17 protein-coding genes are annotated in these 26,227 nt (G+C 51.4%); 3 read left to right on the top strand and 14 right to left on the bottom strand.

The window, feature by feature from the left end:
* Positions 1–139: 139 nt before the first annotated feature.
* Positions 140–2,803 carry a PAS domain-containing protein gene (locus K0H81_RS08565; protein ID WP_220060567.1) on the top strand — a complete coding sequence of 888 codons (2,664 nt, stop codon included), beginning with the start codon at positions 140–142 and terminating at the stop codon, positions 2,801–2,803.
* A 57-nt stretch (positions 2,804–2,860) separates the two neighbouring features.
* Here the strand turns inward: K0H81_RS08565 and K0H81_RS08560 are convergent, their stop codons facing one another.
* From K0H81_RS08560 to topA, 5 genes are all read right to left on the bottom strand, one after another.
* Complete coding sequence (locus K0H81_RS08560) at positions 2,861–3,715, bottom strand: putative ATP-dependent zinc protease (RefSeq protein WP_258406452.1); 855 nt, start codon at positions 3,713–3,715, stop codon at positions 2,861–2,863.
* Between the two features lie 115 nt (positions 3,716–3,830).
* A complete protein-coding gene (locus K0H81_RS08555) occupies positions 3,831–4,205 on the bottom strand; it encodes a SpoIIAA family protein (RefSeq protein WP_220060566.1) in 375 nt (124 codons plus the stop codon).
* 404 nt (positions 4,206–4,609) lie between these two features.
* Entirely contained in the window at positions 4,610–4,960 is a 351-nt protein-coding gene (locus K0H81_RS08550; protein WP_144202963.1) for a DUF3802 family protein, read from the bottom strand.
* A 119-nt stretch (positions 4,961–5,079) separates the two neighbouring features.
* The gene (locus tag K0H81_RS08545) at positions 5,080–5,655 is read right to left on the bottom strand and encodes a YceI family protein (RefSeq protein ID WP_258406424.1); all 576 of its coding nucleotides are present in this window, start codon (positions 5,653–5,655) and stop codon (positions 5,080–5,082) included.
* A gap of 188 nt (positions 5,656–5,843) precedes the next feature.
* Positions 5,844–8,492: a type I DNA topoisomerase gene (gene topA, locus K0H81_RS08540; RefSeq protein ID WP_220060564.1), complete on the bottom strand. Its 2,649-nt coding sequence runs from the start codon at positions 8,490–8,492 to the stop codon at positions 5,844–5,846.
* A gap of 357 nt (positions 8,493–8,849) precedes the next feature.
* Here topA and astB point away from each other — a divergent pair, with 357 nt between their 5' ends.
* Positions 8,850–10,187, top strand: coding sequence for an N-succinylarginine dihydrolase (astB, locus tag K0H81_RS08535; protein WP_220060563.1), 1,338 nt, complete (start codon positions 8,850–8,852; stop codon positions 10,185–10,187).
* 157 nt (positions 10,188–10,344) lie between these two features.
* On the opposite strand, the gene K0H81_RS08530 is transcribed toward astB, so the two are convergent.
* Positions 10,345–12,801, bottom strand: a complete 2,457-nt coding sequence (locus K0H81_RS08530; protein WP_220060562.1) for an Ig-like domain-containing protein — start codon at positions 12,799–12,801, stop codon at positions 10,345–10,347.
* A gap of 216 nt (positions 12,802–13,017) precedes the next feature.
* On the opposite strand from K0H81_RS08530, the gene K0H81_RS08525 reads away from it, so the two are divergent.
* On the top strand, positions 13,018–14,337 hold the full coding sequence (locus K0H81_RS08525; protein ID WP_144202950.1) for a dicarboxylate/amino acid:cation symporter: 1,320 nt from the start codon (positions 13,018–13,020) through the stop codon (positions 14,335–14,337).
* A gap of 175 nt (positions 14,338–14,512) precedes the next feature.
* On the opposite strand, the gene K0H81_RS08520 is transcribed toward K0H81_RS08525, so the two are convergent.
* From K0H81_RS08520 to dnaX, 8 genes are all read right to left on the bottom strand, one after another.
* The gene (locus K0H81_RS08520; RefSeq protein WP_220060561.1) at positions 14,513–15,817 is read right to left on the bottom strand and encodes an inosine/guanosine kinase; all 1,305 of its coding nucleotides are present in this window, start codon (positions 15,815–15,817) and stop codon (positions 14,513–14,515) included.
* 197 nt (positions 15,818–16,014) lie between these two features.
* Positions 16,015–17,028 carry a ferrochelatase gene (gene hemH / locus K0H81_RS08515; RefSeq protein ID WP_220060560.1) on the bottom strand — a complete coding sequence of 338 codons (1,014 nt, stop codon included), beginning with the start codon at positions 17,026–17,028 and terminating at the stop codon, positions 16,015–16,017.
* Between the two features lie 136 nt (positions 17,029–17,164).
* The gene (adk, locus tag K0H81_RS08510; RefSeq protein ID WP_220060559.1) at positions 17,165–17,809 is read right to left on the bottom strand and encodes an adenylate kinase; all 645 of its coding nucleotides are present in this window, start codon (positions 17,807–17,809) and stop codon (positions 17,165–17,167) included.
* 543 nt (positions 17,810–18,352) lie between these two features.
* On the bottom strand, positions 18,353–19,192 hold the full coding sequence (locus tag K0H81_RS08505) for a co-chaperone YbbN (RefSeq protein WP_220060558.1): 840 nt from the start codon (positions 19,190–19,192) through the stop codon (positions 18,353–18,355).
* Positions 19,193–19,311: 119 nt separating this feature from the next.
* Positions 19,312–21,231, bottom strand: coding sequence for a molecular chaperone HtpG (gene htpG, locus K0H81_RS08500; protein WP_220060557.1), 1,920 nt, complete (start codon positions 21,229–21,231; stop codon positions 19,312–19,314).
* A gap of 155 nt (positions 21,232–21,386) precedes the next feature.
* On the bottom strand, positions 21,387–21,986 hold the full coding sequence (gene recR / locus K0H81_RS08495) for a recombination mediator RecR (RefSeq protein WP_144202937.1): 600 nt from the start codon (positions 21,984–21,986) through the stop codon (positions 21,387–21,389).
* Between the two features lie 2 nt (positions 21,987–21,988).
* Entirely contained in the window at positions 21,989–22,318 is a 330-nt protein-coding gene (locus K0H81_RS08490; protein WP_144202934.1) for a YbaB/EbfC family nucleoid-associated protein, read from the bottom strand.
* Between the two features lie 274 nt (positions 22,319–22,592).
* Entirely contained in the window at positions 22,593–25,949 is a 3,357-nt protein-coding gene (dnaX, locus tag K0H81_RS08485) for a DNA polymerase III subunit gamma/tau (RefSeq protein WP_220060556.1), read from the bottom strand.
* Between the last annotated feature and the right edge of the window lie 278 nt (positions 25,950–26,227).

Raw genomic sequence — 26,227 nt, 5'->3', positions numbered from 1 at the left:
AATGCTCTAGTCATTAATGCTCTAGTCACTAAAAGCTAGTCACTTTAACGGCTTAGGGAGGCAACTCGTCACCCTAAGCCGACTTCATAAGAGTTTAATCCTGTCGCATTTTGATTTAATCTTGAGCTATCACTAATGCATGAATGGATCACAAGCCCCTATGGTCGCCAATGAGAAAGACGAGGCCGGCTCATTAAACACCCAGTGGAAAAACAGCCTTACCTTTAAATTCACCATAGTCCAATTTGTGGTCGCGGTCCTGATCATCGCCTCAAGCATCTGGTTGATCTTCTCTACCGAGAAGAAACATCACATGGACACCCAACTCTCGCTGAGCCAGAACTACGGCCAGGCGGTCATAGAGCAACTGCAACAGGTCACCTCCAAAATCGAGACACTGGCGAACACCATAGGCATAGTGGGTGAAACCTATCGCGGCCAGGATGAGGTGGTGAAAGAGCTGATCCCTTCCCTGCTGGATATTGGCGAGCGCCATCAGCTGATCGCAGGCGGCGGGATCTGGCCCGAGCCCGGCATGTTCGGTACACAGAAGACGCGCAACAGCTTCTTCTGGGCGCGGGACAAGCATGATGAGTTTCAATACCTGGACAACTACAACAGCGCCGAAGGCCCAGGTTATCATCAGGCCTTCTGGTACCTGCCGGCGAAATATTTCCAAGATGGCCATACCCACTGGTCTAAATCCTATGTCGACCCCTACACCAAGGAGGTGATGATCACCGCCTCTGTGCCCATGCGCGCCAACCACAGCTTCATCGGCGTGGCCACGGTCGACATCGCCCTGCGCGGCCTGGATAAGCGCTTTAATTTTTCCGACCAGAACCCCCTCTCTAAGGGATATATCCTGGCGCTGGACAGCTATAACAATCTGCTGGCGGATCCTTTCGACGAGTCTGATAAGCAGCAGACCGCCATGCTCGGCCAGCCGCTCTCTAGACTTATTCAGCGCTACCCGCAACTCGCCCCCATCGCCAAACGCATAGAGACGATGGATCAGACCTTTAGTCAGCAGATAATGACCAACCCGGCCTATCGCCCGGAACAGCTCGAGAAAGTGCTCGTACAGACGCCTAGAGAGGAGCGAGAGCGCTTAACCACACTCATCAATGCCTCTATCAGGGGAAGCCATGGCAAGACGCCTATAGTAACCCTGGAGCTAAGTAGCGATCCCCTGTTTAACGAGCCCGTGCTGGTGTCTATCCTCACCATGGCCCAGACCCAGTGGAAGATCATCTTGGTAACGCCGCTGTCGAGCCTCGCATCCCAGGCCAACGCCATCGCGCTCAAGATAGGTGCGTTTCTGTTACTCGCGCAGCTTATCGCCCTGCTCATTCTGTTTATCTTCCAGCACAAGCTCTTTATCCGGCCAATCTTTCAGATCGTCTCGGCGCTGCAAAGCGGTAACCTGGGCAGGCTGGAGCTCGATGCCAACAAGCGCCACGACGAGGTTGGCCAACTGGCCAAGGCCTTTATCGCCCGCAGCAATCAGCTGGAGATTGCCTATGCCAGTCTCGATGCCAGCAATCTAGCGCTGGAGCAGCAACTGGCGATGCAACAACTGTCGCAGCAGGAGTTGGAGAACAAGAAGGAGTTGATCAACTCCCTGCTCAACGCCTCGCAAAACCTCATCTGCATCAAGGATACCCATGGCTGTTACTCCTTGGTCAACGACAAGTTTTGCGAGGTGATGGGCATAGAAAGAGCCCGGGTCATCGGCATGCGCGACAGCGACCTCTATCCGGCGCATATTGCCGAGATCATCAATCATCATGACCGCATCATCTTGGGCAGCGATCAAGCCCAGAGCTTTGAGCAGCCAATGCCCACCGTGCATGGTGAACGTATCTACCTGATCACTAAGTACCCAATCAAAGACAAGGATGGCAACATCATCGCCCTGGGTGCCATGGCGGTAGATATCAGCAGCCTCAAGGCCAAACAGGCAGAGCTGGAGCAAACCATCAAGCTACAAGGGGCAAGAAACACAGAGCTAAAACAGGCCTTAGATGCCAAGCCGCAAGCCGTGGTAAAAGAAGGGATAGATCCCAAGGGGCTGGCGCAGCTTAAACAGATAGAGCTGGCCCAGCAGGCTATCTTGCCTCAGGTGGTACATCAGTTACTCCGCCAGGAGCTGCAGGCGCTAGAGCAGATCTTTATCCAGCTGCGTCAGTTAGATGCGGCCGATATCGATGAGCCTCAACTTGCCAAATTTACCGAGGCCCTGACATCCCAGATAGATATCATACGACATGGTCAATCCTTGATCAGCGCCGACATCACAGATGTTCGCGCCACTGTGGCCGACCTCTTCTTGCAAGACCTGGTGGCCATGTTAAGGCCTCAGCTCGAAGCCAAGGACGTAGCGGTGCAGATAGACTGTCCCCATCACCTGACGCTGCCCATCTCACCCTGGCATTTTCTGGTGCTCTGCCACAGATTGATCGGCAACAGCCTGCAACATGCCTTTCCCGACAGTCAGGCGCTCAATCGACCGAAACAGCTGAGCATAGGTATTCGCTATCGAGAAGGCTTGCTCTCCCTGACCCTGAGAGACAACGGCCTGGGGATAGGCCAAGCCCGGCTGGAGAAACTCACTCACGCGCTAGATAGCTGTGGCAATAATTGTGGCAATAGCAGTGGTAATTGTAGCGGTAAAGGACAAGGCTCCCTCATCCATATCAATCAGTGGCTCAAGGCTCACTTCAACGGCAGGCTCACAGTCGCCAGTCAGAGCGCGCAGTTTACCGAGCTAGTATGCGAGTTACATCTCGATAAGGCATAAAAAATCCCCGGAGGTAAAAACATCCGGGGACGATATTTGTCTGCCTTGTCTAACAGATTATTGGTCGACGTCGACCAGGTAGTGACCTTGCAACCAGTTACGACCTATCAAGAGCTTATTGGTCATCTTGGTACGGTCTCTCAGGTTCACCTTCACCTTATACTCCCTGCCCGGCTCGCCCACATTGAGTTCCACCATGTAGCGCACCTCGCTGCCCTGGGCATTGCGAATAAGCGAGGTTTCGACGATACGGGCATGGACACGTTTTGTTTCACCTTTCTCGTTTTCCGTGGTGAAAGCAAGCATCTTACCGACATTTTGCTCCATATCTTCGACGCCATTTTCCACCTTGAGATCCACCGCGTGCAGCGAATTTTCTACCGCGCCGGTATCGATACGGGTATCAAACAAGAGGCCAGTTTCCAGGATGCTGATGGGGGCTCTGGCACCTATCACCCGCTTTTCAGACACATCCACCACATACTTGCCTTTTAGCCAGTTACGGCCGATCAGCAGCTTATAATCCATATGGCCCCTGTCTCTGAGGTTTACCTTGACCTTGCGGGTCTCACCGGCAAAACCGACATGCATCTCCACCATGTAACGTGTCTCAGTACCCTGAGAGTTGCTGACGGTGGAGGTTTTAACTATCTTGGCGCTCAGACGCTTACGCTCACCTGCGGCGTTTTCTGTGGTAAACCAGATGGTCTTACCCACATTGTCAGCCATCTTCTTGGCGCTGCCCCCTTGGATTTCAAGATCGAAGGCATGCAAGGACGTATTACCTGCGCCGGTATCGATGCGGGCCTGATAGACTAGCCCGGCTTCATCGACCGTCATCATGGCCGTCTGACCAATGACCGCTTTATCATCGCCATAGGCAGGCGCAAGCAGAAATAGCGCCACTAACATTAATGCTTTGGTCAACGCTTTAAGGCTCGACGTTCTCAAGGTCAACATTCTAATCATAAAAAATATCCTAAACCCAATGAAACGAAGCCGACTGAGTGTCGGCCTAACTACAATCTTATTCCGGCGAACTCTCACCCAGCCAGCGCAGCGCCTCATCCGCCGCTTGCCGGGCAAATACCTTCACCGGACAGGGCGCCATATAGGCCATCACTTTGGCGGTATTAGCCACCCACTCACTATCTGTGATGATGGCGACTCTGGAAAAGTCCGTCAAATGAAAGAATCCTAATTTGGCATCATCCCACAAGGTTTCAACAGAAACCCCTTCAAATTCTTCACTAAATTCATACCAGAGCTTAATGGTTGAGTGATCTTGCAACTTGGTTTCTATCGCCGGAACCAGAGTCTGGTCATAGTCGGCCCGAGAGAGCACGCCTCTGGCCTTCACCGCCACGGTATCATGATGAAATCCCGACAGTAGTTCTATCATCAACAACTCCTTTTGGATTAATAAACAAAATGATAGACGAAGAGACAAAATAGCGTACAGGTACAGATACAGTGCACCAGGTGCAAGCTGATGTTAGGCCCTAAACGTATGTATCTGTAATGGCGCACAAACTGCACTCCCAACCAGACCAAGATGAAGGGTACAAAGGGCAAGGAGATGACAAATGGAATGAACCCCCAGCCAAACGCCAATGCATTAGCGCTAAAGATCTGAAAAATGACCCAAAACAACACGAGTACCGCATAGATAACAAAATGTTGTTTACTGATAGAGGTTGCAGACATGCACACAAACTTCCCAATTTCGCACTTATGCTAACAGTAGGAATAAAGGCTGACATTCTCAAGCAGTGAGTTGTAAACACCTGTTTCGGATTGCAAAACCTAAGCTTGCATCTTGGCAATTTCCTGATCGAACAGATTTTTGATCAGTCCCGAAAACTCGGTAATAAACAGGGTCTGCTCTTGGGTGGCGTTGTGATTAGCCACCTTGGCTAAGATCTCTTCTAAGTCATAGACGATGGCATCGACTTCTCGGATCACCATGTTGCGTTCGGCAAAGGTTAAGGACGGATTTTGGCCACACACCATGATGATCTGCGCCGCCAACTGCTCTTCAAACAACTCCATGACGGTGTCACCCGCTACCCCACCGTCTTCGGAAGACTCAAACAGGCCTAGATGCTCGGTAAGATATTGTATTAGATGTATGTATCCGTCTTTATCAGTAACCATTTTTTGCCCTAAACACACGACTTATATATGAGCATGGTATAGCCCATGCTCAATATCCAGTTTCTACCGCCATTATGATATAAATCGACCCGCCAATCTTGTTGTTAGTGCACGTTTTTCTATCGCATTAAGGTCAATACGAAAGAAACCGGCACCGCCTTGCTGATGGCAGGCAAACCGGCTAATTCTCTGAGCTTCTCAACCCCAGGTGTCAGGCCAAAGTCACCGGCATTGACCACCAGAGGCGCCTCACTGGCCACCATCAACTTATCACCGGCCACCTTGGCCACACTCACCATCACAGGTAGATTCTGGGTCTTACCATGCAGGCTCACCTTAGCATCGACACTCATCGACATTATGGTGCCAACACTAGCCTTATCGATCGCCTGTCCGTCGAGACTGGCAGTTAATTCGACGCTCGGATATTGAGCGGTTTCGAACAGTATCTCTTTCATACGCTGGTCGCGGATCTCCACATTGGTGACCACGCTGTTAAGGGGAATAGACAGGCTAAAGGCGCCGGCGTCGCTAAGCTGACCCGAGACCTGAGTAAAATGATGCACCTCTGCGATATCACCCTTCTTGATTGAGATAAAGTTAACCCGTGAGCCCTGGTTGCTCACCTGCCAATCGGCCGAATAGGCGTTTAAGCTTAAGATCCCAAGTCCTGCTGCCATGATCAGTGTTTTCATTTTACGCTCCATTTATAACCCTAAATCCGTCGAAACCTCTGCGTTGAAACCCAGCTAGTTGAATGATTAGCAAGGTAATCTTATCTATATTAGCCTAATACAACAGATTATGAACCACTAATATTTATCCCAATAAAAAAGCCCTAACTCAGTTAGGGCCCTTATTTAGGTAATTGACAGTCTGTCAATTAGGCTTTCTTCTTCGCCTTTGGCTTCGCCTTGGCTTCACTGACCCACTTACCGCCGACAAACTTGGCCGTCCAACCGGTCGCCTTACCGTCGATTTCGGTTGCCACATATTGCTCCTTGGTCTTACGGCTAAAGCGCACGACAGCCTTATTACCGTCATCATCCGCTACAGGGGCATCGGCCAGATATTGATACTTGGGCCATAAGAGCTCACGGTACTTCACCAGCTCTTCCACCAAAGGCGCGCGGGTTTCACGTGATTTAGGGAAGGTGCTCGCGGCCAAGAAGATGCCTGCTGCGCCGTCTCTGAGCACGAAATAGCCATCAGACTTGGTACATTTCAGCTCTGGCAGGTGGATCGGATCTTCCTTTGGCGGAGCCACTTCGCCATTTTTCAACAGTTTACGTGTATTCTTACACTCGCTGTTAGTACAGCCAAAATACTTACCAAAACGGCCATTCTTCAGCTCCATATCGTTGCCACAGCGATCGCATTCGATAATCGGCCCTTCGTACCCCTTGATCTTAAACTGTCCTTGCTCGACCTCGTAGCCGCCACAGATGGGGTTGTTACCACACACATGCAGCTTGCGCTTCTCATCGATAAGATAACTGTCCATGGCCGTGCCGCAGACATCACATCTGTGCTTGGCGCGCAGTGCATCGGTTTCGGCATCTTCGCTGTTTTCGCTGACGGCCTCTTCGCCCGGCGTCAGGTTCATGGTCGTCTTACAGCGCTCTTTCGGTGGCAAGGCATAACCTGAACAGCCCAGGAACACGCCGGTAGTACCGGTGCGAATGCCCATTGGGCGTCCACAGGTCGGACAGGCGATATCGGTCAGCACCATCTCGTTAGGGCGCATGCCGCCCTCTTCCGGCGGTAGCTCGGCCTTTTCAAGCTGAGCGGTCAGCCCTTTATAGAAGTTATCCAACACCTTCTTCCATTCGAGCTGACCCTGAGCCACGTTATCCAGGGTCTGCTCCATGCCGGCGGTGAAGTCGTAACTCATCAGCTCTTCGAAGCTGCCGATGAGGCTCTCGCTAACGATCTCCCCCATCTTCTCGGCGTAGAACCGACGATTCTCAACCTTTACATAGCCACGGTCTTGAATGGTCGAGATGATGGTCGCATAGGTCGATGGACGACCAATGCCACGCTTCTCAAGCTCTTTCACCAGTGATGCTTCGCTATAACGCGCCGGTGGTTTAGTGAAGTGCTGCTTAGGTAACAACACTTCTAATGCCAGCACATCGCCTTCGGCAACCATCGGCAGGGTGTTGTCTTCCTCGTTTTTCTTCTTAAGCGCAGTCTGAACCCGAGTCCAACCGTCAAACTTAAGTGTACGGCCACTGGCCTTGAGTTCGTAATCCCCTGCGGTCACGGTCAAACGCGTCGCATCGTATTTGGCTGGGGTCATCTGACAGGCAACGAATTGGCGCCAGATCAACTCGTAGAGACGCTGGGCATCTCTTTCCATATCGCTAAGGCTGCTGGCACTGACGTTCACATCGGACGGACGGATCGCTTCGTGAGCCTCCTGGGCCCCCTCTTTGCTGCCATAACGGATCGGCGCATCGGGCAGGTACTTATCACCATACTCCTTGCCGATCATGTCACGCACACTGTCGAGGGCTTCCTGACTCAAGTTAGTCGAGTCGGTACGCATATAGGTGATATGACCCGCCTCATAGAGACGCTGAGCCATCATCATGGTCTTCTTCACGCCAAAGCCAAGACGGGTGCTGGCCGCCTGCTGAAGCGTCGAGGTGATGAAGGGCGCCGAGGGCTTGCTAGAAGTCGCTTTAACTTCACGGCTAGAAACCTGGTACTTGCTGTCTTGTAGTGCGTTAACCGCCACCATGGCCTGGGCTTCGTTTACGGGGTTAAAGTTATCACCCTTAAACTTAGCCACCTGCATCTTGAGCCCTTCGTTACCTAGGGTAGTCAGCTCGGCATGAATGTCCCAGAACTCTTCTGGGACGAACGCCTTAATCTCGCCTTCACGCTCGACCACCAGACGCGTCGCGACCGATTGCACGCGCCCTGCGGAGAGGCCACGGGCCACTTTCTTCCACAGCAGGGGTGACACCATGAAACCCACCACGCGGTCGAGGAAACGTCTCGCCTGCTGGGCATTGACCATATTGGTGTTGAGCTGCGACGGATGGCTAAACGCCTCTTGAATCGCGCTCTTAGTGATCTCGTTAAAGACCACGCGCTGATAGCGCTCCGGATCCCCACCAATCACTTCTTGAAGATGCCATGCAATTGCCTCCCCCTCTCTATCCAAATCGGTTGCGAGGAAGATATGATCTGCATTTTCAGCAAGTGACTGTAATTCTTTGACAACTTTCTCTTTGCCCGGAAGCGTCTGATACTTAGCCTTCCAGCCTCGCTCTGGGTCGACACCCATACGCGCAACCAGGGCTTTCTTCGCTTTGTCAGCCTTATATTTAGCCTTCTCTTCGGGGGACATCTTGCGCACTTCGGCGGGCGATTTAGTCGACGAACTGGCGTCACTGGAGGATGAGGTAGGGAGATCACGGATGTGACCTACACTCGATTTTACGATGTAATCTTTGCCGAGATATTTGTTAATAGTCTTGGCTTTGGCCGGTGATTCGACAATAACTAGCGATTTACCCATAGAATGATCTGCGCCAAAAAGTCTCAAAATTCTGTAAATTGGCTCCATATATAGAGGGTTGTATCAATAGTTTCAAGCTAATCCCTGTTTTATTTGTTACGGCGAGCCAATTTTTAACCGTTTTTGAAAAAAATGTGAAAAATAATATTGCGTAATTAAAAACTAATATTTCATTATTCCCCAACTAGCAAGTAATACTTATGCATTTCTGAGCCAATATCACAGATAAGGCCACATCCCCTAGCTTGTTATGCCCCAAAGCTCAAGTATACTGGAGCACAAATTCAACGAATTACGGCGCCACCTCAGCCCTGTGTTGACGCCCTATTAAAGCAATAATAACTTGAAGGATATGCAATGAAGCATTACGAAGCGAATTTTGATGGACTCGTCGGACCGACTCATAATTATGCGGGCCTGTCATACGGTAATGTGGCTTCTTTAAATAACGCCGCCGCAATATCCAGCCCTAAGGCGGCTGCGAAACAAGGCCTCAAGAAAGCCAAGGCCCTCGCCGATTTAGGCTTGGCCCAAGGGATGCTTGCCCCTCAGGAGCGCCCAGATCTTCACACACTGCGTCGAATTGGTTTTTCTGGTACAGATGCCGAAGTATTAAATAAAGCCGCCAAACAAGCCCCTGCGCTCCTTAGAGCCTGTTGCAGCGCCTCAAGTATGTGGACGGCCAATGCGGCAACCGTATCACCAAGCGCCGATACCCATGATGGTAAGATCCATTTCACCCCGGCAAACCTGGTAGACAAGCTCCATCGCAGCATAGAGCCGGTGACCACAGGTAACATACTGGCCGCCACCTTTAATAATTCGCGTTACTTCCATCACCATCAACATCTGCCTGAACACGTGAGCTTCGGCGACGAAGGTGCGGCTAACCATACGCGTCTTTGCAGCGAATACGGTCATGCCGGTATCGAACTCTTCGTCTACGGCCAGGAAGCGACTAACCCTAACGCGCCAAAGCCGAAAAAATACCCTGCTAGACAGACACTCGAAGCCTCACAAGCCATCGCCCGTCTGCATCAACTCGATGATGAGAGCAGCGTCTTTATCCAGCAAAATCCAGATGTCATCGATCAAGGCGTGTTCCACAACGATGTGATTGCCGTGGGTAACCAGAATGTGCTCTTCTATCACGAGCAGGCCTTTATCGATACACAAAAGAAACTGGCCGAAATCCAAGGTAAGTTCAACGGTAAAGAACTGCACTTTATTGAAGTGCCTACTGCCAAGGTCGGCATCCAGGATGCGGTGAAGAGCTACCTGTTCAACACCCAGATAGTCACCCTACCCAATGGTGAGATGGCGATTATTGCGCCGACTAACTGTCAGGAAAATTGGGCAGTATATGCCTACCTTAATGAGCTCGTCACCTTTGGTACACCGATCAAGCAGGTGCACTATTTCGATGTGAAGCAGAGCATGCAAAATGGCGGAGGCCCCGCCTGTCTGCGTCTACGAGTCGCCATGAACGAGACAGAGCTTGCTGCCGTCAACCCCAACACCTTGATGAATGATGAGCTGTTTAACAGGCTTAACCTCTGGGTCGATAAACACTATCGTGACGAGCTCGCCATCGACGATCTCGCCGATCCTCAGCTCATTGTCGAATCGCGAACCGCGCTGGATGAACTGACACAGATAATGAAACTCGGCAGCGTCTATCAGTTCCAGAAATAGATTTTAACTATTAAGTTAAAACTAAAAAAGCCATCTGAAACGATGGCTTTTTGTTTCATGGGGAAACGAATTGGCAACTACCAGTGCTAATTTCATCAAACAGATAAAATCGACTCGATAAAAAAGACGCCTTAAGGCGTCTTTTTCAAAGGTTAACCTAAAAGATATTTACCTTAAGCGAGACGACCTGAGTAATTGTTCCACCGGGAGTTTCTACCTCTACGATAAATACCCCAGTAGTAGGTTCGTCTTCCCCCTTCAATGTTGCACCATACTCTCGTCCACCGTTATAGTTAGTACTTGGCCAAACTAATTCAGCCGAACTAACTACCGATCCAGCACTCGTCTTAAAGCGAACCTTAGAGCCGGCAGGCATCTGTTGGTTGTGCAGATCCGAAATGGTAAAGGAAACACTGGCAGCCCCCTTACCTACTATATTGATGCTGCCACCGTAATGAACACCATCTTTATCGCTGATCAAAATGTCATCATCTGCAGTCGCATAAGCGGTACTACCCGACATAACAATTACCAAGCTACGGCGCACATAGAGTGACTTAGATTCACTGACACCATCTGCGCAACCAGCATGGACAGGGTCTGAACACAATACACCGTTGTATTTACCGTCTTTGGCTTCAAAGATTCCATTTGAATTGAAATCGATAAGCTCCTCGAGTGAGCCACCAACTTGTCCACCAGCCTGCTGCGGGTTAAACAAGCCATCTTCGTTATAATCACTATATGCATCGGTAAGGTCGAACGACTGACCCGTTACATCTTTACCATTGGTAAACTCAGCCATCTCCGAGGCATCGAAGCGACCATTACCATTGAGATCTGGGAAAGACTCCTCACCGATAGCTGTAGCCGTAACTGTGGCGCGCCCACCATACATCTGACCATATACGTTACCGTACACACCGAGCGTTGGATAGTACACTAATGCTGCATCTGGATTACGAACCATCTCACCTGCGCCAGAAATGATAGTTTCACCTTCTGGACGTGGTAACTGGCTAGTCCATGTCACCGAACAGGCACCATTAACCGTCTGACAAGCATCTTCGATTGCACCACCTTCGGTGGTAAATGAAACCGTCGTCCCATCGGGCACAGGGTTATTGAAGGCATCGGCCATACGCGCCGTAACCACTACTTTAGTACCATCTTCGTCCCACCCTTCCGCATTGAGCACAGACGCTGATAGCGAAAAACTGTCTTGATCAGGAATCCCCGTAGAGACAATCAACTGACTAGACTGGCTCGAAATGGCCGGTACCGCACCGTTATCAACAGTCGCAGTAACACGCAGTGATGTAGCTACCGTACCGGTAGTGACGACCGTCTGAACGATACCTTCATTGTTAGTGGTCGCCTGCAGAGGCGAGATATCTACACCCCCTACTTTAGTGTTAAGTGAAAACAAAACATTTTGGTTAGGAACAGGGTTGCTGTTCTTATCCAGCACTTTAAATTTAACGACAGAAGACTCTATGCCACCCGTTCCTAAGATTGCGATATTTTGCGGCGTTGCCGATTCAAATACAATACTGCCAACATCTGCTTGCAGGACAGTTAGTGTGCCCGTTGCCGATAGGCTAATTCCACCTGCGTTAGCTGTGACGTTAATCTGATCTTCGCCCACACAACCTTGCGCACGGTAGGTTGAGGTAGCAACACCATTGCTCGAAGAGACTGGCGAGCTAATCTCGGCCTGAGCAGGATTCTTAGTCGCGCAGGTTGAAGAGAAGTTAACATCTACAGGTTGAGTGAAGGGGTTACCTTTATCATCTTGAATAAGAACGGAAATCGTTGCCGTACCACCAGCAGAGAGAGTTGCGGTACTGATCTCAGCTTTTCCTTGAACAAAAGGATCGCCGCTTCCCATCACTACATTGGTCGCACCAACCACAACGATAGTCTTACCCACCTCATTGGTAGACAGACTCGCGGTCACTTCACCCGCCCCTAAAGAGCTACCCGCATAGATGTCTACCGTAGCCTTACCTTCAGAATCGGTCACCGCGGTCTTGATAGGTAGGTCGCCAATAGTCGTCGCAAAAGTCACGATTGTCGGCTTAGTGATGCCTGTTACCGTAGCAGTGATCTTGCCTGGCTCAAGAATGCTGATCGATTGAATTGGATTACCGGTACTGTCGGTAAGTGATACAGAAACTTGTGCTCCACCGCCGGCTTCGCCGCCATCACCTATCATGGTGACATTCAGCGATGCACTCTCGCCAGAACTGGTCGTCGCAGTAATAGTCGCGCCAGTATTGATAGCAGCCGTATCCAAGCGCACCTTAGCAATACCATCGGCATCGGTCGCAACTTCACCCGTACCAGGAGAGAAGGTTCCGTAAGTATCATTGTTCAAACTAAACGTTACTAGTGTACTGACTGCGGCTCCTGTTGAATCTTTCACCTTAGCGGTTATCATCGCAGGTTCCGCTACTGAGATCTGCGTATTATCGATAGATAAAGCAATAGAGATAGTTGGCGGTGTCGGTGTACCACCGGATCCACCATCTGTGACATTTCCCCCGCCGCTACAGGCGACAATAAAAAGCAAAAATAAATATGAGGTAAAAACTTTAAACGCTGACTTCATTGTCAGACTCCCTGTTACTCAGATTATCATTAAAAGCATCTGCTTATTACTTATAGGCTAACATTACACAATTTTCCCATAACTTTTCCATCACTAATCGCAATTAAAGGCGTAAAAGTGACAAAAACTTTAACTATTTAGCCGTTTCATCACCTAGGGTTTCTTGCTAGGCTTTAGGTGCAAATTGAAAAGCATAAAAATAATACAGGAAGCACTATGGCTGGCACGCAAAACAAAAAATTAGGCCTCACCGGAAAAATACTCATAGGTATGGCCGGAGGCATTTTAATCGGGCTACTGCTACGCAGTTTTTTCCCCGGTAGTGAGTTTATCGAAGAGTATATTACTAACGGCTTATTGAACGTGGTCGGCAGTATTTTTATCTCGAGTTTACAGATGTTGGTCGTCCCTTTGGTCTTCATCTCCCTGGTCTGTGGTACCTGCTCGCTGAGTGACCCATCATCCCTTGGCAGGCTCGGTGGAAAAACCATCGCTTTTTATCTGTTTACCACGGCGATTGCGCTATCTATGGCCATCTTGGTCGCGCTGCTCGTTCATCCAGGTAACGCCTCGCTAGCAGCAGAGAACATGCAGTACAGTGTGAAAGAGGCCCCTAGCCTTTCCGATGTCTTGATCAATCTGGTTCCCCGCAACCCGATACAGGCGATGACAGAGGGGAATATGCTACAGATCATCATCTTTGCGGTGATCTTTGGCTTTGCAATTTCCCATATTGGCGAGCGCGGCAAACGTGTATCGGCACTATTTAATGACTTAAATGAAGTGATCATGCGCGTGGTCACTCTCATCATGCAACTGGCCCCCTACGGTATATTTGCCCTCATGGGTAAACTCGCCTTAACCTTAGGTCTCGAGACATTTGAAAGCGTCGTTAAATATTTCGCGGTAGTTCTGGCGGTGTTATTAGTCCACGCCTTCGTTAGCTACCCAGTGCTATTAAAACTCTTCTCCGGACTCAGTCCCTTTACCTTTATTCGTAAGATGCGCGATGTGCAGCTGTTCGCCTTTAGTACGGCTAGCTCAAATGCCACGCTACCGGTGACGCTAGAAACCTCTGAACACCGTCTAGGGGTGGATAACAAGGTTGCCTCTTTCACTCTGCCGCTTGGCGCCACCATTAACATGGACGGCACGGCGATTATGCAGGGTGTCGCCACGGTGTTTATTGCCCAAGTATTTGGTATCGACCTCACTATCACCGACTATGCCATGGTGGTGGTCACAGCAACCCTAGCCTCTATCGGCACAGCAGGTGTACCAGGTGTCGGTCTTATCATGCTAGCCATGGTGCTTAATCAGGTGGGTCTGCCTGTCGAAGGTATCGCCCTTATCATGGGGGTCGACAGACTGCTGGATATGGTGCGCACCGCAGTCAACGTCACCGGAGACTCGGTTGCGACGCTTATCATTGCCAAATCGGAAAATGCCTTTAATCAAGAGACCTTTGATGACCCTCAAGCTGGTAAAACTGCCGGTAGCTTTGTCGATCAGGTCAATGCGGAACTTAAAGAGTAAAACCATAGATTTCATCGTTCAATTGAAGCAAAAAAGGCGTCCTATGGACGCCTTTTCTATTTAATTTATATGGGGTAGAACGGGAATTAACTTAAACAAGCCTCGCTAAAACCGTGCAGGCCTATTTAAAACTGCCAAAGTCTATCTTTCCCAATAGCCTATCTTTCCCAATAGCCTATCTTTCCCAGTAAGCTTCTTCCAGGCTGTCTTCCCGCTCAGGCAAGCCGCGAGACAGACGTGGACTGTGCTGCGCCAATACCTCGTAGGCTACACGGTTAGCGTACTTACAGATCTGCGAGAAAGAGGAGTAACACAGGCCGTCTCGCTTATGCTTGCTCGACCCCGGCACATTGGCCTTATGATAGGTGTTAGAGGCAAGGTCGTGCAGCAGCGCCGCCAGCGCACCATCGCCCGCGCCATTGGTGTTACGTATGATCTCAGGACCGCCCATATAAGGCGAGATATGCGCAAACACCTTAATTGGGGTCTGACAGTCGCGCTTTAGTTTAGGTCTGGAGAACTCATAGCGATTAAATTCTGGAATTGCGCCAGGTAGCAGCGTATGACTGGTTTCGCGCTTCTCGGAGTCCTCGGTATAGCCCGCGGTGTAGAGCCCCAGCGGACCTGCCGTGGTGAGCACCATATCACACCACTCTAATGCCGCATTGCTGGCACTCAAGGGATCTTTTAAGCCGGTCAGGGCTTCGCCCTCATCTTCGTTCATCGCCAGTATAGTGACATTTTCCTTAATGAATTCGATCCACCACTGGGGATCTTCCTCAATAAGGAAGCGTGTCCCCAGGGTTAGCACTACGGGCACATCTGCCGCCTTGGCATACTCGATGGCTTTTAATGCGGCATCTGTGATCCTATCGCCACCGCTCGCGCGCATCAGATAGGCGGTAAGCACTAGCGCCGACGAGGTCTGCACTATCTCCTGGTCGATATATTCCGGCGTAAGTTTATCCATCGAGCCCTTGCTGATGGCAAAGGTGCGCTCGCCGCACTCTGAGATCAGGGTGAAACAACGACCGATAGGCCCATCGACCGGCTGCAGAAAATTAAGATCTACCTTAGAAGAGGTGTTGCACAGATAACGATAGGCGTAGCTGCCCACCTCGATATGATTGCTCATCACCCCAAACAGCACGGAGCGATCGTCGGCGAGAATAGAGTAGTTGTGTACCGTGTTACCTATGGTGCCACCGGCAAATTCATCGCTGATCAGCTCAGAAGACTTCAGTTCTGTGTAAAGTTGGTGCGCCTTCTCATCATCGATCAGTGTCGAGTTTCCTTTCGGCAGGGCGTAACGGCTAAGCAGCTCGTCGCCCACTTTGGCCTCGATGTCGACCAGTGTCTGATCAATTCCACTGATGTGGGTTGAAATATGCTGCGGCTGCAGGGTTAACTGCGCCAATAATGGATCGCGATTCTTAACTGGAAAGTAATGTTTCGACTTACGTTGACCGGGAAACTTCATACAGAACTCACTCTAATGCATCCATGCAGAATCAAATAAGAATAAACAGCACACTAGACCCCCTTAGTCTGCTGTCTACCAGGCCGCGTTTTGGTTAATGCTACGCGGACGCCATCGCCTCAAAAAAACGGCGGCAGATCGTACCATATAAAATAGCATCGGGCAGTGATTTATGCCGTTTACCTAAGGTTCTTTGCTTAAGATTTAAGCCAGCCCGCCGCCTGCTCATCGACCAAGTCCGCAAGCAGTTGCATGTGAGCTTCATCCTCGTTCAGACAAGGGATGAAATGATAGGCCTCACCGCCCGCCTCGATAAAGCTCTCCTTGCCGCCAATCGAGATCTCTTCAAGCGTCTCCAAACAATCGACGGCGAAAGCCGGACATAGAATGTCCACACGCTTAATCCCTTGACCCGGCAGGCTCTCGAGCAGCGCATCCGTTGCCGGTGTCAGCCATTCCTCCTTACCAAATTTCGATTGAAAACACAGGCGCCACTGTGACTCGGTCAATCCCAAGGCCTCGGCTAGTAGCTCGGCAGTGCGTTGACACTGGTGCTGATAGGGATCGCCCTCAGTCACATAACGCAGTGGCACACCATGAAAAGACATCAAGAGGCAATCACCCTGACCCTTATCTTGCCAGTGACGCCGCACTGAATCGGCCAGCGCCGCGATATAGGCCGGGTGCTCGAAATATTCTTTACTGAAGCGGGTCTCGGGATAGTTGCGTCTGCCCTTATAGTCACTGGCGATGGCATCGAATACCGGTGCCACGGTCGAGCAGGAATACTGGGGATATAACGGCAATACGACGAGGCGCTCCACCCCTTTCGCCAGCAAGCTATCTATCCCAGCTGTCAACGAGGGGTTGCCGTAACTCATCCCCAACTCCACCGGAACATCGTGACCATGACGCGCTTTTAGAATCGCACTCAGCGCCTCACGTTGGCGCTCACTGATCACCATCAGAGGCGAGCCCTCGGGCCACCAGATAGACTCATAGAGCTTGGCTACTGCCTTAGGGCGCGTATTTAATATGATGCCATTGAGTATGGGTTTCCAGATCCAGGGATTTAGGTCGACCACACGGGGATCGCTGAGAAACTGTTTTAAGAACTGCTTTACATCTTTAGGCGTTGGTGTATCGGGTGTGCCGAGATTAACCAGCAAAACACCAAGCTTAGCAGGAGATAAGTTGTCGACTTTATTCAAGAATTACTCTACTCATATTCTCTGGCAAGGATAGCGATAGGCTAGCACCCACCTTGACATAAAAAAAGCCCACCTAGGTGGGCTTTTTCAAATATGAGAAGCAGCTCATATAGCGCTTCACTTTATAGGAGCGGGATTAGCCAATCGCCTTAACGATAGCTTCGCTCACAGCACCAACACTCTGGGTGCCGTCGAACTTGTTGTAGGTCAGCTTACCTTGCTCGGCGACTTTACCATAGTACTCAACCAGCGGCTTAGTCTGTTCATGGTAGATGCCTAGACGCTTACGCACTGTACTCTCTTCGTCATCTGGGCGGATAGCCAGATCTTCGCCGGTTACATCGTCTTTACCTTCCACCTTAGGTGGGTTGTAAACGATGTGGTAAACACGGCCAGAGCCTGGGTGTACACGACGACCGCTCATGCGCTTAACGATCTCTTCGTCTGGCACGTCGATTTCGATCACGTGATCGATATCGATACCGCTAGCCGCCATGGCATCGGCCTGAGGAATGGTGCGTGGGAAACCGTCGAGCAGGAAGCCCTTGGCGCAATCGTCTTGGGTGATACGCTCTTTAACCAGTCCAATAATCAGCTCATCAGAAACCAACTGTCCTGCATCCATCACTTTCTTGGCTTCTAGACCCAGAGGCGTTCCCGCTTTAACGGCTGCACGGAGCATGTCGCCCGTAGAAATTTGTGGCACACCGTATTTTTCCATGATGAATTGGGCTTGAGTACCTTTACCGGCACCTGGGGCACCTAATAGCATAATGCGCATCTGAGAGTCCTCTTATTTCGCATAAATTTGATTATTAGTTTTATCTGGGCGGCGATCTTCGCACAAATGGGCGCCTATTTGAAGGGCCGCATGGCCAGTTTTAATTCGACTTTAGGCTGATACCACAGATACCACCTTATAAAGCGACCAGGTCAGCATATATCACTGGTATGACAACCCGATGCAGAGACTCATTAGGGGCTGTTGTACTTTCAAGTTTAATTTTTGTTCAATCTAAACGCGTTTTGCACGAGGCGAGAGTCATGAAGCATAGTTACTCTATGTGAATGGCGAACAACCAAGAAATCGTCTGGAACGATTTCTAACAGCGTCGCTGACCGCCCACGGTGAAGGGCAGGAAGCCTATCATAAAGTACAGTGCGTGTTTAGATGAACCCATTGGGCAGTGTTTGTAGGCCATTTTTACAGCGTTCTCGCCCGTTGGTGTAACTCTGGTTTATAAAAACACTACACGCACAGGCTCTGCCTTGTATAAATCACCCACAAACTGCTGCAAAAACAAACAGCAAAGAAAAACAGGCCCTAGTAGAGCAAGGTGTATAATTTGCGGCGATATTGATTGGCCACGGCATGTCCCTGGCCTAATGCGGTGAGGATCTCCATGAAAAGCAGCTTGATCTCACCTTGCTGGGCCTGCAGATCTGTCTTTAATACCAGATAGAGACGCTCGAGCGCTTCTTCATCGCGCTTGGCGCCATGAAGCGCCTTGGCAAGGGACAAGAGCTTGGCATAATCAAAGGGGTCTTGTTCGACATCATCCAGCAGACTTCTGATCTCCGGCGTATCGGCGGCGTCCAGCACCAGGGAGAGCTTGGCCTTGAGGCTCTGATAGTAGGCGTCTTGATCGGCAAGGCCGATACCATCGAGTAGCACCTTCGCCTGATTGATGTCTGACACGGCCAGCAGCGCATCGGCATACACCAAGGATACCTCGGCCGTCTGACACTCCTGATAGGCTTGCTTGAGCAGCGGCAGCGCCCCTTCTGTATCGCCCTCGGCGAGCTGGACCTTGGCCTGATTAAGCGCGACTTGCCAGGCCTTAGGCAGATGCTGGTCGAGTAAGGCCTCGATTTGCGCCGCCTCCTGCAGGCCGGCAAAGCCATCGACCGGCTTACCCTCTTTTAACACCAAGGTGGTCGGCAGGCTCTGGATCTGAAAATAGTTGGCTATCTCCATCTCCTGATCGCAGTTGACCTTGGCCAATACAAAACGCCCCTGTGCCGCGATCTGGTTCAGCGTCTGCATCAGCTGCAGGCTCTCCGGGCTCTGCTGGCTCCAAAACGTCATGACCACCACCTGCTGCATGGAGGCATCGACCACTTGTTGAATGTTTTCTTTGGTTAAATCCAATACTGAATCCATAATATCTCTTTTATCGAGATCGTCTCTTTTTTGAGAGAGCTTGTCTCTGTTAATGAGTTAGCGATAAGTAGATAGCATAAGAGGCAGTCAAACTGCCTCTTACTAACTCTAGCTTAGATTTATTTAACGCTGGCTAACAACATCTTGTTCATCAGTTTGATAAAAGCTGATGGGTCGGCCAGGCTGCCTTTCTCAGATAGCTGCGCCTGTTGCAGCAAGAGCTCGGCCCACTGACCAAACACCTCTTCATCCTGCTCAGTGTCCAGACGTTTCACCAGCGGATGCTCGGGGTTAAGCTCAAACACAGGCTTGCTCTCGGGCACAGCCTGGCCTGCGGCCTGCATCAATTTAATCATCTGCGACGACATCTCACCAGCGCCAGCAACCACACAAGCAGGGGTGTCGGTTAGACGACTGGTCACCTTCACCTCGGCCACCTTATCGCCCAGCACCTCTTTGACGCGTTTAACCAGGCCTTCAGACTCGGTTTCCAGCTTCTCTTGGGCCTCTTTCTCGGCGGCATCTTCCAGCTCGCCCAGTTCGAGATCGCCACGGGTCACCGAATGCAGCTGCTTGCCGTCGAACTCGGTGAGATGGTTGATCAACCACTCATCGATACGCTCCGACATCAACAGCACCTCGATCCCCTTCTTACGCAGTAGCTCTAGGTGTGGGCTGTTGGCCGCCGCTTCATGACTGTCGGCAACGATATAGTAGATCTTGCTCTGACCTTCCTTCATGCGCTCAACATAGTCACTCAGTGACACGGTATGGGCCGCCTCGTTGGTGTGAGTCGAGGCAAAACGCAGCAGACCGGCAATCTTCTCCTTGTTGGCGAAATCTTCCGCCGGACCTTCTTTCAATACCTGACCAAACTCGGCCCAGAAGGTTTGATACTTCTCGGGATCGTTCTTAGCCAGCTTCTCTAGCATGCCAAGCACACGTTTGGTGACCGCAGTACGCAGCGCCGTGGTGATCTTGTTGTCCTGCAAGATTTCACGCGAGACGTTCAGCGGCAGATCGTTTGAGTCGATAAGCCCCTGCACGAAACGCAGGTAGCTAGGCATAAACTGCTCGGCATCGTCCATCACGAATACGCGCTGCACGAAGAGTTTCAGGCCGTGTTTACGGTCGCGGTTCCACAGATCCCAAGGCGCCTTCGACGGGATGTAAAGCAGACTGGTGTACTCCTGCTTACCCTCAACGCGGTTGTGGCTCCACAGCAGAGGGTCGGCAAAATCATGGGAGATATGCTTGTAGAACTCTTGATACTCTTCGTCAGTGACATCGCTCTTGTTACGAGTCCACAGAGCAGTCGCCTTGTTCATCGCCTTCCAATGACCTTCGGTCGCAGGAATGGCTTCACCGCCCTCCTCACTCGCTTCCTGGGCCGGCGTGCCTTCTTGCCACATCTCTACCGGTACCGAGATATGATCTGAGTATTTGGTGATGATAGAGCGCAGACGATAATCGCTCGCAAACTCTTTCTCTTCTTCGCGAAGATGCAAGATGATCTCTGTACCGCGACTCTCTTTTACGATGTTTTCGACGGTGAATTCGCCCTCACCGGCTGATTCCCACTGCACCGCCTCATCTGCCGCGTGACCGGCGGCGCGAGTGCGTACGGTCACCTTGTCGGCAACGATGAAGGCCGAGTAGAAGCCCACACCAAACTGACCGATCAGCTGTGAGTCTTTAGACTCATCGCCCGACAGGTTCTTGAAAAATTCTGCGGTGCCCGACTTGGCGATGGTCCCCAGATGCTCTATCACGCCATCGCGGGTCATACCGATACCATTATCTTCAATGGTCACTGTGCCTTTCTCGCTATCGGCACTGACGCGTACGCGCAGCTCACCGTCGCCTTCGTAAAGCTCATCTTTAGTCAGGGCTTCGTAGCGAAGTTTATCGGCCGCATCGGCGGCGTTAGAGACCAATTCACGCAAGAAAATCTCTTTATTGGAGTATAAAGAGTGGATCATCAAATTGAGTAGTTGTTTGACTTCTGTTTGAAAGCCATGGGTTTCTTGATGTGACATGGATGTTTCCTTCTCTATTTCACAAAAACGCTTATGGCTTTAGAGATGGGGCTGGATTTTCGCTTTTCAAGCCAAAAACAGACAAAGGGTTTTAATTGGTCAAAAAAAATCCAGCTCAAAATGAACTGGATTTTAATATAGGACTTAAAAGAGCCTTATAACGGAATGCGTCCATTAAAGGAGAGCGCCAGCGTGGTGCTGTCGACATACTCCAGCTCGCCGCCTACGGGCACACCATGAGCAATTCGGCTCACATTGACCTCATGCTGCTTGGCCATATCGGCAATAAAGTGCGCCGTCGCGTCCCCTTCTACCGTGGGGTTGGTCGCCAGGATAAGCTCACTCACCTCGCCACTGGCAAGATGGGTCTCCAGCAGGCTCAGCCCGAGCTCGTCAGGCCCCACACCGTCGAGGGGTGACAGGTGGCCTAAGAGCACAAAATAACGGCCCGAGAAGTGACCGCCGGCTTCAATCGCCAGCACGTCTGCAGGCGTCTCGACCACACAGATTAGATCTGAGCTGCCACGGCGACTACTGGCGCAGATGGGGCACAGGCTCTCTTCGGTGAAGGTGCGACAGCTGCTGCAGTGTCCCACATCACTCATGGCACTCGACAGCGCCTGGGCGAGCTTGTGACCCGCCTTGCGATCGCGCTCAAGCAGCTGAAACGCCATGCGCTGAGCCGACTTGGGGCCAACCCCGGGCAGACAGCGCAGCGACTGGATCAACTCATCGACGAGGGGACTAAATTTCATCGTTAGAAAGGCATCTTCATGCCAGGTGGCAACTGCATGCCGCCTGTGACTTCAGCCATCTTCTCTTTCTGGCTCTCTTCGACACGACGCGCCGCATCGTTACAAGCCGCCGCGATCAGATCTTCGAGCATCTCTTTGTCATCTTCTAGCAGGCTTGGGTCGATCTCGACCTTACGTACGCTGTGAGAGCCTGTCATAGTGACCTTAACAAGACCCGCACCGGCTTCACCGGTCACTTCCATACGCGCGATCTCTTCTTGCGCCTTGGCCATCTTGTCTTGCATCATCTGGGCCTGTTTCATCAGGTTGCCCATACCGCCTTTTCCAAACATATCGAGTTCTCTTCAATATTAAAAAAACTGGCTAATCTTACTGAATTAGCACCAATAAGCAATCAAAGCTGATCACCAATCTTAAAACTTATGACCTGCGAGCCCTTTCGCATTGCTCGGCTCCTTCATTCTATCGAGCCAACTGCACTAGCTCACTGCGCTTGCTCACGACACTTGCTCACGACACTTGCTCACGACCCTTGCTCACGACATTTGTTAGCCGCACTAACGACTGACTCAAGCTATCCCTCATATGAGCGATAACTCGCGTGAGTTAAGACTCCTCTGTCACCACAAAGTTCGACTTATCGATAAGTGCTATCGTCTGGCCCCGCTTACCCAGCAGCTCCGGCAGATAACTTAAGCTGTCTGGCTCCATCTCTGCCTGCATCACCTGTGTCAGCCACTGAATGTTTTCATCTTGCAATAACCCCTGATGCGCCTGCTCGAGCAGCTCACGATGAAAACGCTGACGTATCTCTAGCGGTGTCTCACGATCCGGCTCGACGCCGACACTAAACGCCACCTGGCAGCTGCCGCCCAAGGCCTTCGACAAGGCATCTTCGAGCTGACTGATGGCGCCTGGCGCCGCCAAATGCTTCTGATTGGGTTTAAGCACCAAAGGCAGTGGCTCACTAAAGGCCTGACATACGGCGTTGACCGCCAGCTGTCTTACCCGGCCGCCGATCTCCAGCGCCGACATCAAGCGGTACCACTTAAGATCCGTATCGTGCCCTGTGATCTCATCGGCCACAAAGGCCACCCGGGTCGTCTGACTGACGAGCTGAGTTACCGCCGAAGATGCAGAAGATTCCTGCGCAGCAGGACGCTGGACGGGATCATTGCCGATAGCACCGCTTTCATTTGAGCCTTGGTCCTCCGAGCTTTGGTCCTCCAAGCTGAGTTCATCCAAACCTTGTTCAGTCTCAGCAACTGCAGCGGCGCGGACGTGTGATTCAGTCTCTGTATCGACTTGCTCGACAAGATTAGATGCTTCATCACTTGGCGCGGTCATCGCCTGCTGACTTGGCTCTGGTGACACCCAAGGCGGCCTGTCTTCATCATTTAGGTACGCAGTAGGCTGCTGTGAAGAATTATTGTGCTGCGGAGCAGGCGCTTTCGTCCCAGGCTCCGTCATCACAGCCGTGTTCGAGACAGCTTCTACGCTCAAGGCATTATCTTGATCGTTCTGGGCTGTCTCACCAAAGCTCTGAGAAGTTGCTTCCCCGCTCAAGTCATTTTCACCGCCCCTCTGGGCTTCGTCATTCCCGCTCAGGGCATTTTCACCTACGCTCGGGGCTTCATCATTCCCGCTCAGGGCTGCTTTTTCTCCGCTCTCGGCTGCTTCTACGCTCAAGGCTGCTTGCTCTAGCCTTTTTGGTGGCGCATAAGGCTCTGCGCCAAACTTGCTCTCTTCGCCCGCCTGCTGTTCGCTACTCGCTTGAGCCTGGTTAGCCCCGGGCTTCTTAGCGCCGACTAGGGGCTTTTTTGATGCGCTCTCCTTAGCCGCGTCCTCCTTAGCCGCATCTTCCTCAAGATCGCTAAGCAGGCTCTGACGCGCATTCAATACGGCATCGAGCAGATCATCTTCTAACAGGTTGGGCGTCGTTTCTTCATTTGCCGATGCAGTATCGGGCGTCAAGCCGCCAAGGGGGGCATCTTCATTTACCGGGGCGCTACTAGCCTGGACACTTTTGGCAGCAGGCGTTGTTGCCTCAGTGGAAGAGATATCGCCAGACGTCTGACTATCCTGGCCCTGTTGATAGGCAAGGTAGGCTTCATAGTCACTTGGGTCGCCAGACTCATCTTCATCTGAACTGAAATAGAGGTCATCATAAAAACTGCCACTCTCATCTGCCGATGACGCACCTTGCTCGGCTATTGAAGCAGTTTGCTCGACGCTTTCTGCCGGCATTTTTGGCTCGGTTGACAGAGCCGCTTCACCGCCCTGCGCTGTCGCAGAACTCGTCGACACATCCGCTTTAGACTCGGCAGATGCATCGCTTACGGGACTCTTATTTGCCGAGCTCGTTGCTTGCGCGCTCGGCTCAGGGCTAGACACAGGCTCAGTGATAGGCTCAGAACTATGATTAGGGCTATGACCTTGGCTATTGGCCTGACTCAAAATCAGCTGCTGCTCGGCAAACAGATCGAGTGCGCCCTCATCCTCCTCAAGCGCATCCTTTTCCGCAGAGCCAGCTTCAACTAAATCCGCTTCGACTAAATCCGCTTCAACTAAGTCCGCTTCAATTGGGGCGTCAGTATCGCTTAACTTGTTCGTCTGCTCTGCAGTTGGCGTTTGCGCATCGTCTTGAGAAAACATTGGCGCACTTGATTCACTGCTGGCCTCAACCTTAGCCTTTTCTTCAACCTCGGCTTCCACTTCGTCCTGACTGTTTGACACAGACTCAGCAGGTTTCACCAACTTAACTGTTTCGTCTGGCTTAGCAGAGGTTGGCGCAACATCTTCACCCTTGCCCTGTTCTCGTAAAAGAGTGTCTGGCAAGAGGATCTCGCTACCTGCCTCGCCCATCCAGCGCTGCACAGGCGCCTCGGGCACGAAAGCGATGGCGCGCAATAGCGCCATCTCTAGGCCAGACTTAGGATCGGGTGCATGGGGCAGATCCTGCCGACCGTTTAGCAATAGTTGATAATAGAGCTGTACCTGCTCGGGCCTTAGCTGTTTGGCGAAGGCCTTGATCTGCTCGGCATATTGCGACAGCTGAGCGGCGCTGGGCGCAAACTGGGTCAAGGTGATCTGATGCAGCAATTCCAGCAGGCTGCGCAGCACCTCATGGGGATCGGCGCCGAAGGATAAAACATCCCCAGTCACCTTCATGAGCTGATCCACGTCGCCATCGCACAGGGCTTTCAGCAGTACGATCACATGATGCTCATCTATGGTGCCCAGCATGGTCTGCACCTGAGTGAGCCTGACTTGACCGGCGCCGAAGGCGATCGCCTGATCCGTTAGACTCAAGGCGTCACGCATACTGCCGTTGGCCGCCTTGGCGAGTAGTTTTACCGCGCCATCGTCATACCCAACCATCTCCTGCGCCAGGATGTGGCCAAGCTGCACGCAGATCTCATCGAGTGTCAGACTCTTAAGGTTAAATTGCAGACAGCGGGAGAGTACGGTGACCGGCAGGCGCTGAGGATCTGTGGTCGCCAGCAAGAACTTAACATGCTCTGGTGGCTCTTCCAGCGTCTTCAACAGGGCATTGAAGCTGCTGCGCGAGAGCATGTGCACCTCATCGATAAGATACACCTTGAAACGGCCGCGTGTGGGGCGATACTGAACGTTGTCCAACAACTCGCGGGTGTCGTCAACCTTGGTGCGCGACGCCGCATCCACCTCGATAAGATCGACAAAACGGCCCTGGGCGATCTCGACGCAGCTGGCACATTGGCCACAGGGCGTGGCCGTTACCCCTTGCTCACAATTCAATCCCTTGGCAAATAGCCTGGCCAGACTCGTCTTACCGACCCCTCGGGTACCGGTAAACAGATAGGCATGATGTAGACGGTTTTGCGATAAGGCATTGGTTAGGGCATGCAGCACATGTGACTGACCGACGACTTGCTCAAATGTTGCAGGGCGCCACTTTCTGGCTAACACCTGATATGACATGGAACTCCCCAAGGTTGGTAACTATTACGAAGCACACTTCATTAATCAGCAAACAATAACATGCCAAGGTCCATCTCGCTAGCAAGCTAAGCGCTTAGCGCGCCTTAATTTATCTTTGTTTAGCCAGCTTGCTTCATGTTTAACCTATCACCCGCTTTGCCCGCCATTTAAAGGCCTATTGCTAAGCCATCGTGTGCCACTCTTTAGCTAGTTTTTAGCGAGTTGACAGGGCAATGATCGCCTTCTCCCACGCCATCAATCCCATGGGACAGACAGCA

The organism is Shewanella halotolerans (assembly GCF_019457535.1).
In the GTDB taxonomy this organism is placed as follows: Bacteria; Pseudomonadota; Gammaproteobacteria; order Enterobacterales; family Shewanellaceae; genus Shewanella; species Shewanella halotolerans.
Note: the sequence above shows the minus strand (reverse complement) of the source record. Positions and strands in the feature narration are given on the sequence as shown.

Coding starts and splice junctions, on each gene's coding strand:
- dnaX (WP_220060556.1), bottom strand. CDS start 25,949: ATGTCATATCAGGTGTTAGCCAGAAAGTGGCGCCCTGCAACATTTGAG.
- K0H81_RS08545 (WP_258406424.1), bottom strand. CDS start 5,655: ATGAAAACACTGATCATGGCAGCAGGACTTGGGATCTTAAGCTTAAAC.
- K0H81_RS08530 (WP_220060562.1), bottom strand. CDS start 12,801: ATGAAGTCAGCGTTTAAAGTTTTTACCTCATATTTATTTTTGCTTTTT.
- K0H81_RS08555 (WP_220060566.1), bottom strand. CDS start 4,205: ATGATAGAACTACTGTCGGGATTTCATCATGATACCGTGGCGGTGAAG.
- recR (WP_144202937.1), bottom strand. CDS start 21,986: ATGAAATTTAGTCCCCTCGTCGATGAGTTGATCCAGTCGCTGCGCTGT.
- K0H81_RS08525 (WP_144202950.1), top strand. CDS start 13,018: ATGGCTGGCACGCAAAACAAAAAATTAGGCCTCACCGGAAAAATACTC.
- topA (WP_220060564.1), bottom strand. CDS start 8,492: ATGGGTAAATCGCTAGTTATTGTCGAATCACCGGCCAAAGCCAAGACT.
- K0H81_RS08505 (WP_220060558.1), bottom strand. CDS start 19,192: ATGGATTCAGTATTGGATTTAACCAAAGAAAACATTCAACAAGTGGTC.
- astB (WP_220060563.1), top strand. CDS start 8,850: ATGAAGCATTACGAAGCGAATTTTGATGGACTCGTCGGACCGACTCAT.
- htpG (WP_220060557.1), bottom strand. CDS start 21,231: ATGTCACATCAAGAAACCCATGGCTTTCAAACAGAAGTCAAACAACTA.
- K0H81_RS08550 (WP_144202963.1), bottom strand. CDS start 4,960: ATGGTTACTGATAAAGACGGATACATACATCTAATACAATATCTTACC.
- adk (WP_220060559.1), bottom strand. CDS start 17,809: ATGCGCATTATGCTATTAGGTGCCCCAGGTGCCGGTAAAGGTACTCAA.
- K0H81_RS08490 (WP_144202934.1), bottom strand. CDS start 22,318: ATGTTTGGAAAAGGCGGTATGGGCAACCTGATGAAACAGGCCCAGATG.
- K0H81_RS08520 (WP_220060561.1), bottom strand. CDS start 15,817: ATGAAGTTTCCCGGTCAACGTAAGTCGAAACATTACTTTCCAGTTAAG.
- K0H81_RS08560 (WP_258406452.1), bottom strand. CDS start 3,715: ATGTTAGTGGCGCTATTTCTGCTTGCGCCTGCCTATGGCGATGATAAA.
- K0H81_RS08565 (WP_220060567.1), top strand. CDS start 140: ATGAATGGATCACAAGCCCCTATGGTCGCCAATGAGAAAGACGAGGCC.